Raw genomic sequence first — 13,347 nt, forward strand, 5'->3', positions numbered from 1 at the left:
TATGGGCGGGATTGTATCATATTTCACGAAAGTGTCGGCGTAGCGTTGCTCCCAAAGGCGTATAAATGCGCATACAGGCTCGCTCAGTGTCGCCTTAATAACCAGTTTTTTAAGTTACATGAGAGCATGAGTACACTCTGCCATAGCCCAGATAACCTGAAACTGGATGTGTATATACATACTCTTTCACAAATAGTGCTCATGAAATTTATCCATGCGGTTTTTCATCCTGTGGCAATAAAGAAACCCTTTCCTTATTGTTATTGAATCTACCCACAGTCGCCTTGTATTAGTGAATTCACGTAAGCAAAACTAATACAAAAGGTTGAAATCACTGCAAAGAGATACTATTTGTACACCATAAAATGTGACCTGAATCTTGAATTTTTACTCTCAACTGCTGAGAAGCCCCCTCACCAATAAGCCTTTTTTATGCCCAACAGCACGTGGAATTTATGACAGAAGAATTAATTCTGATACTAAATAAAGCGCAATTTTGAATTCCTTACATTCCTGGCTATTGCACAACTGAATTTATCGCTCTATTATTAGCTCAACAAACCACCCCCAATATAAGTTTGAGATTACTACAATGAGCGAAGCACTTAAAATTCTGAACAACATCCGTACTCTTCGTGCGCAGGCAAGAGAATGTACTCTGGAAACGCTTGAAGAAATGCTGGAAAAATTAGAAGTTGTAGTTAGCGAGCGCCGTGAAGAAGAAAGCGCTGCCGCTGCTGAAGTTGAAGAACGTACTCGTAAACTGCAACAATATCGTGAAATGCTGATCGCTGACGGCATTGATCCGAACGAACTGCTGAATAGCATGGCTGCTGTTAAATCTGGCACCAAAGCTAAACGTGCTGCGCGTCCGGCTAAATATAGCTATGTTGACGAAAACGGTGAAACTAAAACCTGGACTGGCCAGGGTCGTACACCGGCTGTGATCAAAAAAGCGATGGAAGAACAAGGTAAACAACTGGATGACTTCCTGATCAAGGAATAATTCAGAATTACGCTGTTCAAAATCCCGCCAATGGCGGGATTTTTTTTGCCGCTACTTCGCTCTATCCATACCTGGATTAGGTATAAAAAAACGGCGCTGGGTTAACAGCGCCGTTCTTACCTGGTAATACCTGGAGGTTACTTCTTAATACCCATCTCTTCTTCCAGCCAGGCTTTAAATTCAGCACCCAGTGTATTATGGCGAATACCATATTCTACGAACGCTTGCATATAACCCAGCTTATTACCACAGTCATGGCTTTTGCCCTTCATGTGATAAGCTTCAACCGTTTCTTTTTCAATCAGCATATCAATAGCATCAGTCAGCTGAATTTCATCACCCGCTCCCGGAGGGGTTTTAGCCAGCAGAGGCCAAATATCTGCGCTCAGCACGTAACGCCCCACAACGGCCAAATTAGATGGCGCTACATCGGCCTTCGGCTTTTCAACAACGCCAACCATCGGTACGCTTTCGCCAGGAGCTAATTCAACGCCCTTACAATCAACAACACCATAAGCGGTAACATCTTCTACCGGCTCAACCATAATCTGGCTACTGCCTGTTTCATCAAAACGATGAATCATTTCGGCAAGGTTGTCGCGTGATAAATCAGATTCGTATTCATCAAGAATTACGTCCGGCAGGATAACCGCAATTGGTTCATCACCCACTACCGGATGTGCGCACAATACCGCGTGACCCAGACCTTTGGCCAGCCCCTGACGCACCTGCATAATAGTGACATGCGGCGGACAAATAGACTGCACTTCTTCCAGAAGTTGACGTTTTACACGTTTTTCCAGCATAGCTTCAAGTTCAAAGCTGGTATCAAAGTGGTTCTCAATCGAATTTTTAGACGAGTGAGTAACAAGCACAATTTCAGTGATGCCCGCAGCAATACATTCGTTTACGACGTACTGAATTAATGGCTTATCAACCAACGGTAGCATCTCTTTCGGGATAGCTTTCGTAGCCGGTAACATCCTGGTTCCTAATCCCGCTACCGGGATAACAGCCTTTTTGACTTTCGAATTAAGGGCAGCCATTTAAAACTCTCCTGGACTGTTCATGTATTGAACGTGTTCATCAATCTGTATCGCATCCCAGTATATCAGTACAGCGACAAGCTTCTGGTCTGAAAAGGACGCGCGTCGGTATAATTAAGATAAATACGAATAAATCTGGCGCTGATAGTAGCACCCGCAGCATGAGAGAGGTGAACCAATTTGATTCCCACACCTGTCAATTGTTCATTCCGCAGACAACATCAGGCGCAAACGACCACCAGCCCCCCAAATTTGGCATTGCCAGGACTCGCAGCGTTGACTTAGTTGATTAAGATACGCATTACCTAAAGTGCCCAGCGGAACGCCATTACTGATTTGTACGTTGTGGGAACCCGTATTTAATGTCGCATTCAGCCCTGCAGATACCAAAATCAGGTTTTTTAATTCGCTGTGGTAATAGCCCACCAGCAAGGGAAACTGTCCAGGCAAATTAGCCTGGCGCAGTAAATGGTTTACCTGCTTCAATAACGCACCGAGCTCCGGTAACCGTTGATTTTGATGTGCCAACTGTTCCTGCAACAAACCGTTAAATAGCGCGCGCAGTAATAATGCTGCCAGGACACCGTTATCCCCTGCCCTTGTCACATCAAGGCAATAAAACGCAAGGTCATGGTCCGAGAGCGGCGCAATATCCAGTACCAGCCCCGGCTGATCGGCGGCCACTAACTGGCGATAATTGATTCGACAGTGTGAAATCACTTGTGACACCGGAGGCTGTAATTCTTGTAACAGCTTTGCCGCAGCAGCCGGATCGCCGACCATCGCATCCCAGTCGCGAAACAGCCGTTCTTCTTCTTCCACACGTGAATTAAACATATTGGGATACAAGCACGCAAAGACGGTTTCACGTAGGCGGTTAAGGTCCTTTACTGGTTTCAGTAGCACATCATCCACCCCCAAGCGCAGCGCCTTAGCGATGTCGGACATGTTTTCCGTTGCGGAGATCACCAGTATCGGGGTCTGATCGCCACGATTACGCAGATACTCCACCAGTTTGAGGCCGTTCATTCTTGGCATAGCCAGATCACAGATCATCAAGTCTGGGTTAAAGTGTCCGAGTAATTCCAGAGCTTCAAGCCCATCGCCAGCTACCGCTGTTGTCGCCCCCAAAGAGGAAAACCATGAGTCCATGAGTGAGCGAAATACCGGCTCATCCTCAACGATAAGAATCTGTTTTCCGACCAATGGCTGCGTCATATTCTCCCCCCTGACTGGCTTTAGTAAATAGTGGCATGCTATTGCTACTCACGCCTGTCAGAATTTGCTTAAGTGTTGATAAAAAATGCGTTAGACGTTGGTTTTCACCAAGGGTAGAAGTTCATCCATTTTCTTCTCGACCGCCAGTTGTCCGGCAGCAATTGCTGCGCTAGCGCGGTGGAAATCCAACGTGGATATTTGCGGACAAAACGGCTGAATCAGAATATCCGGCGGGTCGCCAGCCATGCGGTTACGTTTCAGACGGTTTTCCAGAACCTGAATAGAGGTCGTCATGATTTCCATCGCCGTCGGTGCGGTGACCGCACGCCTGGCCGTAATGTTGCTCAAACGCTCTTTCAGGCGGGCACGCCAGGAAAGCTCGTCAGTGTCACCACTCAATTCGCTATCACTGCTGACGTTGAAGGAGAGTAAATCTTGCTGCATAAGATGCGCATCGTGTTGCAGATCGACGGCAATAACGATGTCAGCACCCAGCGCGCGGGTCAGGGACACAGGTACGGGATTCACCACTGCACCATCGACCAACCAGTAACCATTATGCGCCACGGGAGACATCAGACCGGGAATACTGCAGGAGGCTCGGACAGCGAGATGCAAATCACCTTCGGTGAACCATAGCTCCCGACCCGTGCTCAGGTTTGTGGCAACCGTTGCGAAACGACGTGAGCATTGTTCAATAGCTTCTACCGGCATGACATTACGATACTGATTGAATACACGTTCACCGCGCAGCAATCCACCTCTACGCCACGAGAGATCCATCAGGCGTAAAACATCCCAATAGCTGAATGAGCAAACCCACTGCTCAAGGGCAGGTAATTTATTGCAGGCATAAGCGGCGCCCACCAACGAGCCGATAGAACAACCCGCAACGATATCAATATCAATGCCCATGTGTTTCAGGGCTTTAATCACACCAATATGCGACCAGCCTCGCGCTGCGCCGGAACCTAGCGCCAGCCCAATTTTTATTTTTCTCATTGTACCTACAGACTTCCCCTGGCTTGCAGACGTAGCAACATCACTACGGCTCAGTTAACATAGTGCCACCGTGGCGTTTTTACGCCGTTTTTTTATTCCAGGGAGTATTTTGTGTCTCAGGTTTGTCCCTGTGGTAGCGCTGTCGAGTATAGCCTATGTTGCTACCGTTATGTGTCTGGCGAACAAGTAGCACCTACGCCGTCACACCTCATGCGTTCTCGCTACTGCGCTTTTGTGATGAAGGACGCAGATTACCTGATCAAAACCTGGCATCCAGACTGTCATGCAACCGCGTTTCGCGACGACATTATCGCAGGATTTAGCCATACCGAATGGCTCGGACTGACCGTTTTTGAACAAGAGACGACAGACGCAGAAAATACCGGCTATGTCAGCTTTGTCGCACGGTTTACAGAACAAGGTAAAACAGGCGTAATTATCGAGCGCTCTCGTTTTCTAAAAGAAAACGGTCAGTGGTACTATATAGACGGTACACGCCCTCAAATTGGACGAAACGATACCTGCCCTTGTGGCTCCGGTAAAAAATTTAAAAAGTGCTGCGGCTAGTCAACGCCCGACAGTATCAATTTTGCAAACATTCTCAACAGGATCACCGCTGCAAATGCATTCATTACAACGAAAAGTACTGCGTACTATTTGCCCGGACCAAAAAGGTCTGATCGCACGCATTACGAATATCTGTTACAAACACGAGCTGAATATCGTGCAAAACAATGAGTTCGTGGACCACCGTACCGGGCGTTTTTTTATGCGTACCGAACTGGAGGGTATTTTTAACGACGTCACGCTGCTTGCCGATCTGGATAGCGCCTTACCCGAAGGCTCCATTCGTGAATTAACGCCAGCAGGCCGCCGTCGCATCGTCATTTTGGTCACTAAAGAAGCTCATTGTTTGGGCGATCTGTTAATGAAGGCCAATTATGGCGGACTGGATGTTGAAATCGCTGCGGTGATCGGCAACCACGAGACGCTGCGCTCCTTGGTTGAGCGATTCGATATTCCGTTTGAGCTGGTCAGCCATGAAGGTTTAACGCGTGACGAGCATGACCAGAAAATGGCCGACGCTATCGACGCGCACCAACCGGACTATGTCGTGCTGGCAAAATACATGCGCGTTCTGACACCTACATTTGTTTCCCGCTTCCCGAATAAGATTATCAATATCCACCATTCATTCCTGCCAGCGTTTATTGGTGCTCGCCCTTACCATCAAGCCTATGAGCGCGGCGTGAAGATCATCGGTGCGACGGCGCATTATGTGAATGATAATCTCGATGAAGGTCCAATTATTATGCAGGACGTGATTCATGTGGATCACACCTACAGTGCAGAAGATATGATGCGCGCAGGTCGTGACGTTGAGAAAAATGTATTAAGCCGCGCGCTGTATCAGGTTCTGGCTCAACGCGTCTTTGTTTACGGTAACCGAACGATTATTCTGTAATCACCAATAATATGAATTGATTAGCTTTACTGCGTTACGGATGAAAAGTACGCAAACAGTTCATGTTAAGCAAAGGAATGCTTTACAGCGGCGCATCATTTGATATGATGCGCCCCGCTTCCAACGGAAGCAGGCCAGTAAAAGCATTACCCCGTGGTGGGGTTCCCGAGCGGCCAAAGGGAGCAGACTGTAAATCTGCCGTCATCGACTTCGAAGGTTCGAATCCTTCCCCCACCACCATTATTCAGCTAGTTCACAAAATCAGTATACCCCAGGTGGGGTTCCCGAGCGGCCAAAGGGAGCAGACTGTAAATCTGCCGTCATCGACTTCGAAGGTTCGAATCCTTCCCCCACCACCATCATTTCATATAGCACCAACACCGAATTCATCTGTAGTGCCCCATGAACCGCCCAATAGGGAAGGATGAGAAGCTTCGACTAAGGTTCGATTCGAGCGTAGCGAGAAAGCGTTGCCGCAGGCAACGACCCGAAGGGCGAAGCGCGCAGCGCTGAGTAATCCTTCCCCCACCACCTACTTCTCCAGTAACACTTCAGCTAAATACATCTTCTTGCAAACAACCATAAAAAAACCCCGCCGAAGCAGGGTTTGTCTAATACAGATAACCGATTAGTGACGCGCTCGTACAATCTGGTATTTACGCGTCAGGTACTCGACCGGAACGCTCCAGATGTGCACCAGGCGCGAGAATGGGAACAACAGGAACAGCGTCATCCCCAACACCAGGTGCATACGGAAAATAAACGCAACACCATCCAGATATTGAGACGCTCCGCCGTGGAAAGTCACCACAGACTGTGCCCAGTTCACCAGCTTCATCATCTCGCTGCCGTCCATATGCTGGGCAGAGAACGGAATGGTCAACAGGCCCAGCGCACACTGAACCACCAGCAGGGAAAGAATCAAAATATCTGCTGCAGTCGTGGTTGCCCGCACACGTGGGCTGAACAGACGGCGTTTAAGCAGTAAAACGCCACCAACCAGGCACATCACGCCGGATGCCCCGCCCGCAAACATCGCCATCTTCTGCTTCACTTCGAGCGGCAGCCACGCTTCATACATCCAGTGCGGCGTTAACATACCAAGGAAGTGACCGGCAAAAATACCCAGAATCCCGATATGAAACAGGTTTGACGCCATGTTCATCCCTTTACGATCCAGCATCTGGCTGGACGCCGCACGCCAGGTGTACTGTCCGTAGTCATAACGCAGCCAGCTGCCGATCAGAAAGACTGAACCTGCAATGTACGGATAGATGTCAAAGAAGAACGTATTCAGGAAGTGCATTATTGCTGTCCTCCGGTGGTGATATTCAGATACTGCGGCGCAACGGCCCCGGCAAAACGACGCTGATAAGCGGTGATTTCCGACTCGCCACACCCCTGATCGGCGAAGAATTTCACTTGCTCTTCTTCCCAAACTGCATCCAGCGCTTGTGGGGTATCATCACGCGCTTCATCCGCAATCTTTTCAGCCACTTTATCGCTGTCGATAACGGTATTCGCCAGTTTTAACAGCAGATCAAACAGCATCGCATAACGGCTTTCACGCTGTTGCAAACGTGCGCTGAGCAGCGCCAGAATTGGTGCTATATCCTGTAATCCAGCTAACGCTTCGCTTTTCTGCAGTTGCGCAAGGTATTCCAGATACAGCGGAAGATGATCGGGAAGCTCGCGGCTGTCGAGCTGCAAACCGTGCTGCTCATACTGCGACATCAGATCGACCATCGCCTGACCACGATCGCGGGACTCGCCGTGTACATGTTCAAACAACAGCAGCGAGGTGGCGCGACCACGGTCAAACAGTTCGCTATAGCTTGCCTGCACATCCAGCATGTCCTGCGCAGTGAGATCGCGCAGGAAAACGCCCAGGGTCTGGGCATCCTCTTTATCCAGGTTTTCAGATGACGCGAGTGCATCGAAAAGTTCCTGCTGATGCTGCCATAAGGCAGCATCCGGGTACTCGAGCAGACGCGAAACAATGACGAGTTCAATCATTGGTGCGGCTCCGTTTTGCTGGTCACATCAACAGCGTCGATGCGGCGGCTGTTGAACAGATTGAATTTAGTATCAGAACCGTGGCAACCGTCACCGAAGGTAAAGCCGCAACCGCTTTTCTCCGGGAACGCCTCACGCGCCAGTTCACGATGACTGCTCGGTACCACGAAACGATCTTCGTAGTTAGCAATCGCCAGATAACGATACATTTCCTGTGCCTGCGCTTCGCTTAATCCCACCTCTTCCAGCGCACGGGTATCAACTTTACCGTCAACGGTTTCCGCACGTTTGTAGTGACGCATCGCCAGCATACGTTTCAGCGCCAACAGTACCGGCTGTGTGTCGCCTGCGGTGAGGAGGTTCGCCAGGTATTGAACCGGGATACGCAAACTCTCAACGTCCGGCAGAATACCGTTGCTACCAAGCGTACCCGCGTCCGCGGCAGACTGAATCGGTGACAAAGGCGGCACATACCAGACCATCGGTAGCGTGCGGTATTCCGGATGCAGCGGCAGCGCCAGCTTCCAGTCCATCGCCATTTTGTAAACCGGAGACTGTTGTGCAGCGTCAATGACGCTCAGCGGAATACCATCTTTCAGCGCCTGTTCAATAACCGCTGGATCGTTCGGATCGAGGAACACGTCCAGTTGACGCTGGTACAGATCCTTTTCGTGCTCGGTGCTGGCCGCGCTTTCGATCGCATCTGCGTCATACAGCAGTACGCCGAGATAACGGATACGACCAACACAGGTTTCGGAGCAAACGGTCGGTTGACCCGCTTCGATACGCGGATAGCAAAAGATGCACTTCTCGGACTTCCCGCTCTTCCAGTTGAAGTAAATCTTCTTGTACGGGCAGCCGGTGATGCACATACGCCAGCCACGGCACTTGTCCTGGTCGATCAGCACGATGCCATCTTCTTCACGCTTGTAGATAGCGCCACTCGGGCAGGTCGCCACACACGCCGGGTTAAGGCAGTGCTCACACAGGCGCGGCAAATACATCATGAAGGTGTTTTCGAACTGGCCGTACATTGCCTTCTGCATGTTTTCGAAGTTCTGGTCTTTGGCGCGTTTTTCGAACTCGCCGCCCAGAATTTCTTCCCAGTTAGGACCGCTGGTAATTTTGTCCATCCGCTGACCGGTGATCAGCGAGCGCGGACGGGCAATCGGCTGCGCTTTGCTGCCTTCCGGCGCGGTGTGCAGATTCTGATAGTCGAAATCAAACGGCTCGTAGTAGTCATCCATGCCCGGTAGATGCGGGTTAGCAAAGATTTTACCCAGCAGCAGCGCACGGTTACCCATGCGCGGTTGCAACTTACCGTTGATTTTACGGATCCAACCGCCCTTCCATTTTTCCTGATTTTCCCAGTCATTCGGGAAACCAACACCAGGCTTACTTTCGACGTTATTGAACCAGGCGTATTCCATACCTTCGCGGCTGGTCCAGACGTTTTTACAGGTCACTGAACAGGTGTGGCAGCCGATGCACTTATCGAGATTCAGCACCATGCCGACTTGTGAACGAATTTTCATTTTACGCTCTCCTGTACCTGGTCATTGCCTTCGCCATCCAACCAGTTAATGTTCTTCATCTTACGTACAACTACGAACTCATCGCGGTTTGAACCGACGGTACCGTAGTAGTTAAAACCGTATGCCAGTTGCGCATAGCCGCCGATCATGTGGGTCGGTTTCGGCGTAATACGGGTCACCGAGTTATGGATCCCGCCGCGCTGCTGGGTGATTTCTGAACCCGGCAGGTTAACGATGCGTTCCTGCGCGTGGTACATCATGGTCATCCCGGCCGGCACACGCTGGCTGACAACCGCACGTGCGGTCAGCGCACCGTTGCTGTTGAAAACTTCGATCCAGTCGTTATCTTCGATACCCAGTTCTTTCGCATCGACTTCACTCATCCACACGATCGGACCACCGCGTGACAATGTCAGCATCAGCAGGTTGTCGCTGTAGGTGGAGTGGATACCCCATTTCTGGTGCGGCGTCAGGAAGTTAAGCGCTTTTTCCGGGTTACCGTTAGACTTCTCACCCATCACCTCTTTCACTGAACGTGTGTCGATAGGTGGGCGGTAAACCAACAGGCTTTCACCGAAATCACGCATCCATTGATGATCCTGATACAACTGCTGGCGACCGGAAAGCGTACGCCATGGGATCAGTTCGTGAACGTTGGTATAACCGGCGTTATAAGACACATGTTCATCTTCCAGACCAGACCAGGTCGGGCTGGAAATAATTTTTCGCGGCTGCGCCTGAATGTCACGGAAGCGAATTTTTTCGTCTTCTTTATTCAACGCCAAATGTGCATGGTCACGTCCGGTAAATTCACTCAACGCTTTCCAGGCTTTCACGGCGACCTGACCATTGGTTTCAGGGGCCAGTGTCAGGATCATCTCAGCGGCATCAATAGCCGTGTTTAGACAAGGCTGTCCTTTCGCCGGGCCTTCCGCCTTGGTGTAGTTGAGCTTACGCAGCAGATCCATTTCGCTCTGGGTGTTCCAGGCAATACCTTTACCGCCGTTACCGATTTTTTCCATCAAAGGACCGATAGAAGTAAAGCGCTCATAGGTTGCCGGATAGTCACGCTCAACGGTCATGATGTGCGGCGCGGTAACACCCGGAATCAGGTCGCATTCGCCTTTTTTCCAGTCTTTTACATCCAGCGGTTGCGCCAGTTCGGCGGCAGAATCGTGCTGGATTGGCAGCGTAACGACGTCGGTTTCTTTCCCGAGGTGGCCTACGCAGACTTCAGAAAATGTCTTCGCGATGCCTTTGTAGATTTCCCAGTCGCTTTTCGACTCCCAGGCTGGGTCAACGGCGGCAGACAGCGGATGAATAAACGGATGCATATCCGAAGTATTCATATCATCTTTTTCATACCAGGTTGCGGTAGGCAGCACGATGTCGGAATACAGACAGGTGCTCGACAGACGGAAGTCCAGCGTCACCACCAGATCCAGTTTGCCGTCCAGTCCGTTGTCATGCCATTCCACTTCTTCTGGCTTCACGCCGTTCTGCTGGCCCAAATCCATCCCCTGAATACCGTGCTCGGTACCCAGCAGGTACTTCAGCATGTACTCATGTCCTTTACCTGAAGAACCGAGCAGGTTAGAACGCCAGATGAACAGGTTACGCGGATGGTTTTTACCGTTTTCAGGTTGTTCCGCCGCAAAGCGAATCGAGCCTTCTTTCAGGGATTTCACGGTGTAATCCACCGGTGTCATACCTGCATTCTGCGCTTCTTGCGCGATATACAGCGGGTTGGTACCCAACTGCGGCGCAGATGGTAGCCAGCCCATACGTTCAGCGCGAACGTTAAAATCAATCAGGTGGCCGCTATAGCGGGATTTATCTGCCAGCGGAGACAGCAGTTCCTGCGCGGTGACCGTCTCATACCGCCACTGACTGGAGTGATTATAGAAGTAGGAGGTGCTGTTCATGTGACGCGCCGGACGCTGCCAGTCAAGGGCAAACGCCAGCGGCTGCCAGCCGGTCTGAGGGCGCAGTTTCTCCTGGCCGACATAGTGTGCCCAGCCGCCACCACTCTGACCCACACAACCGCAGAAAATCAGCATATTGATTAGGCCGCGATAGTTCATATCGAGGTGGTACCAGTGGTTCAGGCCCGCACCGACGATAATCATCGAACGACCGTGCGTCTTGTCGGCATTATCCGCAAATTCACGGGCGATGCGCACAATCTGAGCACGTGATACGCCGGTAATTTTCTCTGCCCATGCTGGGGTATACGCTTTCACGTCATCGTAGCTGGTCGCGCAATTTTCATCGTTCAGACCACGTTCCAGACCGTAGTTGGCCATGGTCAGGTCGTAAACGGTGGTCACCAGTGCGGTAGAACCATCGGCCAGTTGCAGACGTTTAACCGGCAATTTATGCAGCAGAATGTTTTCCAGTTCTACTTTGCTGAAATGTTCAGTACCTTCACCGCCAAAGTATGGGAAACCTACTTCAGCGATGTCATCCTGACTCCCCAGCAGACTGAGCTGCAGTTCGGTTTCATCACCAGATGTGCCGTCACGCTGCTCAAGGTTCCATTTGCCTTTTTCGCCCCAACGGAAACCAATTGAACCGTTTGGCGCAACCATTTCGCCGTTGCTGTTGATAGCAACAGTTTTCCATTCTGGATTGTTTTCCTGGCCCAGAGCATCAACCAAATCCGCCGCACGCAGCATACGACCAGCAGCATAGTAGCCGTCGCGCTCTTCCAGCATCACCAGCATTGGCATGTCGGTATAGCGACGTACGTAGTCGGTGAAGTACTGGCTCGGATTATCGAGGTGGAACTCGCGCAGCATGACGTGGCCCATCGCCATCGCCATCGCCGCATCGGTCCCTTGTTTCGGTGCCAGCCACAGGTCGCACAGTTTGGCAATTTCTGCATAGTCCGGCGTAATTGCTACCGTTTTGGTGCCTTTATACCGAACTTCAGTGAAGAAGTGCGCATCCGGGGTACGGGTCTGAGGTACGTTGGATCCCCAGGCAATAATATAGCTGGAGTTGTACCAGTCGGCGGATTCAGGTACGTCTGTTTGCTCACCCCAGGTTTGCGGAGATGCTGGCGGTAAGTCGCAATACCAGTCGTAGAAGCTCAGGCAGGTACCGCCGATCAGCGACAGGTAGCGCGCGCCAGAAGCGTAAGAGACCATGGACATTGCCGGGATGGGCGAGAAGCCAGCGACGCGGTCAGGGCCATAGGTCTTGATGGTATACACGTTAGACGCAGCAATCAGTTCGTTCACTTCCTGCCAGGAAGAACGAACGAAACCACCACGACCGCGCGCTTGTTTGAAGCTCTTTGCTTTGTCGGCGTCTTCGATAATAGACGCCCAGGCATCTACCGGATCGCTGTGTAATCTTTTTGCTTCACGCCACATCTTCATCAGACGTTTACGCATCAGCGGGTACTTCAGACGGTTAGCGCTGTAGAGATACCAGGAGTAGCTTGCACCGCGCGGACAGCCGCGAGGCTCGTGGTTTGGCATATCCGGACGAGTGCGAGGATAGTCAGTTTGCTGGGTTTCCCAGGTTACCAGACCATTTTTGACGTAGATTTTCCAGCTGCATGAGCCGGTGCAGTTTACCCCGTGGGTTGAACGCACGATTTTGTCATGCTGCCAACGCTGGCGATATCCATCCTCCCAGTCCCTGTTAGTATTGAGAAGCTGGCCGTGCCCATCGGCAAAGGTTTCGCCCTTCTGCTTGAAGTAGCGAAACCGGTCCAGGAATTTACTCATCGGTTTTCTCCTGTAGGAGCCTGACGGCTCTCTGATAAATCGACATTGCTTGATTGAGAGCGAAGGTAACGCTCTGAAAGGACGTAAGAATTGATAACGATCAAGGCAGACAGGGATGAAAAATGAGGGACAATTTTCACATACCCCCTTAGTGGGATACCTATAAATCAGTCAACTAACTGAATTATAATAATTTTTTTTAAATACACTTATCATACAAATGTTAAATTCTTTATAAGTGGGTATTAAGGGGTATCCCCCCTGCCTGGCATCGTGAAAGCACCATACTCACAGGCAGTTGTTGTGCCCACATGATAAG

Annotated in this window: 10 protein-coding genes, 2 tRNA genes and 1 other RNA gene; 6 read left to right on the plus strand and 7 right to left on the minus strand. The window is 50.6% G+C overall.

Going from position 1 to position 13,347, the window contains the following annotated elements; genetic code table 11:
• The first annotated feature begins 592 nt into the window (after positions 1-592).
• On the plus strand, positions 593-1,006 hold the full coding sequence (gene hns, locus ACU8YC_RS03065; RefSeq protein ID WP_003020723.1) for a histone-like nucleoid-structuring protein H-NS: 414 nt from the start codon (positions 593-595) through the stop codon (positions 1,004-1,006).
• Positions 1,007-1,143: 137 nt separating this feature from the next.
• Here hns and galU read toward each other — a convergent pair whose 3' ends face one another.
• The 3 genes from galU to rssA all read right to left on the minus strand — a co-directional run bounded on the left by galU (position 1,144) and on the right by rssA (position 4,272).
• Positions 1,144-2,052, minus strand: a complete 909-nt coding sequence (galU, locus tag ACU8YC_RS03070; protein ID WP_446894997.1) for a UTP--glucose-1-phosphate uridylyltransferase GalU — start codon at positions 2,050-2,052, stop codon at positions 1,144-1,146.
• A gap of 204 nt (positions 2,053-2,256) precedes the next feature.
• A complete protein-coding gene (gene rssB, locus ACU8YC_RS03075; RefSeq protein ID WP_151219387.1) occupies positions 2,257-3,270 on the minus strand; it encodes a two-component system response regulator RssB in 1,014 nt (337 codons plus the stop codon).
• A gap of 90 nt (positions 3,271-3,360) precedes the next feature.
• Entirely contained in the window at positions 3,361-4,272 is a 912-nt protein-coding gene (gene rssA / locus ACU8YC_RS03080; RefSeq protein WP_210905164.1) for a patatin-like phospholipase RssA, read from the minus strand.
• A 111-nt stretch (positions 4,273-4,383) separates the two neighbouring features.
• Between rssA and ACU8YC_RS03085 the strand changes: the two genes are divergently transcribed.
• The 5 genes from ACU8YC_RS03085 (at position 4,384) to ACU8YC_RS03105 (ending at position 6,271) form a co-directional block, all read left to right on the plus strand.
• Positions 4,384-4,839 carry a YchJ family protein gene (locus ACU8YC_RS03085; protein ID WP_151219389.1) on the plus strand — a complete coding sequence of 152 codons (456 nt, stop codon included), beginning with the start codon at positions 4,384-4,386 and terminating at the stop codon, positions 4,837-4,839.
• A 55-nt stretch (positions 4,840-4,894) separates the two neighbouring features.
• Positions 4,895-5,737: a formyltetrahydrofolate deformylase gene (gene purU / locus ACU8YC_RS03090; RefSeq protein ID WP_151219390.1), complete on the plus strand. Its 843-nt coding sequence runs from the start codon at positions 4,895-4,897 to the stop codon at positions 5,735-5,737.
• 155 nt (positions 5,738-5,892) lie between these two features.
• Positions 5,893-5,977: transfer RNA gene (locus tag ACU8YC_RS03095), tRNA-Tyr, on the plus strand.
• 34 nt (positions 5,978-6,011) lie between these two features.
• A tRNA-Tyr gene (locus ACU8YC_RS03100) sits at positions 6,012-6,096 on the plus strand.
• 44 nt (positions 6,097-6,140) lie between these two features.
• Positions 6,141-6,271: non-coding RNA, RtT sRNA (locus ACU8YC_RS03105), on the plus strand.
• 94 nt (positions 6,272-6,365) lie between these two features.
• On the opposite strand, the gene narI is transcribed toward ACU8YC_RS03105, so the two are convergent.
• The 4 genes from narI to ACU8YC_RS03125 are packed head-to-tail and all read right to left on the minus strand — an operon-like array spanning position 6,366 to position 13,028.
• The gene (gene narI, locus ACU8YC_RS03110; RefSeq protein ID WP_151219391.1) at positions 6,366-7,043 is read right to left on the minus strand and encodes a respiratory nitrate reductase subunit gamma; all 678 of its coding nucleotides are present in this window, start codon (positions 7,041-7,043) and stop codon (positions 6,366-6,368) included.
• On the minus strand, positions 7,043-7,753 hold the full coding sequence (gene narJ, locus ACU8YC_RS03115; RefSeq protein WP_446894998.1) for a nitrate reductase molybdenum cofactor assembly chaperone: 711 nt from the start codon (positions 7,751-7,753) through the stop codon (positions 7,043-7,045). Before narJ ends, narI begins: the two co-directional genes overlap by 1 nt.
• Positions 7,750-9,288 carry a nitrate reductase subunit beta gene (gene narH / locus ACU8YC_RS03120; RefSeq protein WP_151219393.1) on the minus strand — a complete coding sequence of 513 codons (1,539 nt, stop codon included), beginning with the start codon at positions 9,286-9,288 and terminating at the stop codon, positions 7,750-7,752. The genes narJ and narH overlap by 4 nt, the downstream gene beginning before the upstream one ends.
• Positions 9,285-13,028: a nitrate reductase subunit alpha gene (locus ACU8YC_RS03125; RefSeq protein WP_151219394.1), complete on the minus strand. Its 3,744-nt coding sequence runs from the start codon at positions 13,026-13,028 to the stop codon at positions 9,285-9,287. Before ACU8YC_RS03125 ends, narH begins: the two co-directional genes overlap by 4 nt.
• Between the last annotated feature and the right edge of the window lie 319 nt (positions 13,029-13,347).

This window comes from Citrobacter sp. VF227 (assembly GCF_052950715.1).

Bases quoted from the DNA above. Each gene is read 5' to 3' on its own strand.
- rssA (WP_210905164.1), bottom strand. From the start codon at position 4,272: ATGAGAAAAATAAAAATTGGGCTGGCGCTAGGTTCCGGCGCAGCGCGA.
- narI (WP_151219391.1), bottom strand. From the start codon at position 7,043: ATGCACTTCCTGAATACGTTCTTCTTTGACATCTATCCGTACATTGCA.
- purU (WP_151219390.1), top strand. From the start codon at position 4,895: ATGCATTCATTACAACGAAAAGTACTGCGTACTATTTGCCCGGACCAA.
- rssB (WP_151219387.1), bottom strand. From the start codon at position 3,270: ATGACGCAGCCATTGGTCGGAAAACAGATTCTTATCGTTGAGGATGAG.
- narH (WP_151219393.1), bottom strand. From the start codon at position 9,288: ATGAAAATTCGTTCACAAGTCGGCATGGTGCTGAATCTCGATAAGTGC.
- galU (WP_446894997.1), bottom strand. From the start codon at position 2,052: ATGGCTGCCCTTAATTCGAAAGTCAAAAAGGCTGTTATCCCGGTAGCG.
- hns (WP_003020723.1), top strand. From the start codon at position 593: ATGAGCGAAGCACTTAAAATTCTGAACAACATCCGTACTCTTCGTGCG.
- narJ (WP_446894998.1), bottom strand. From the start codon at position 7,753: ATGATTGAACTCGTCATTGTTTCGCGTCTGCTCGAGTACCCGGATGCT.
- ACU8YC_RS03125 (WP_151219394.1), bottom strand. From the start codon at position 13,028: ATGAGTAAATTCCTGGACCGGTTTCGCTACTTCAAGCAGAAGGGCGAA.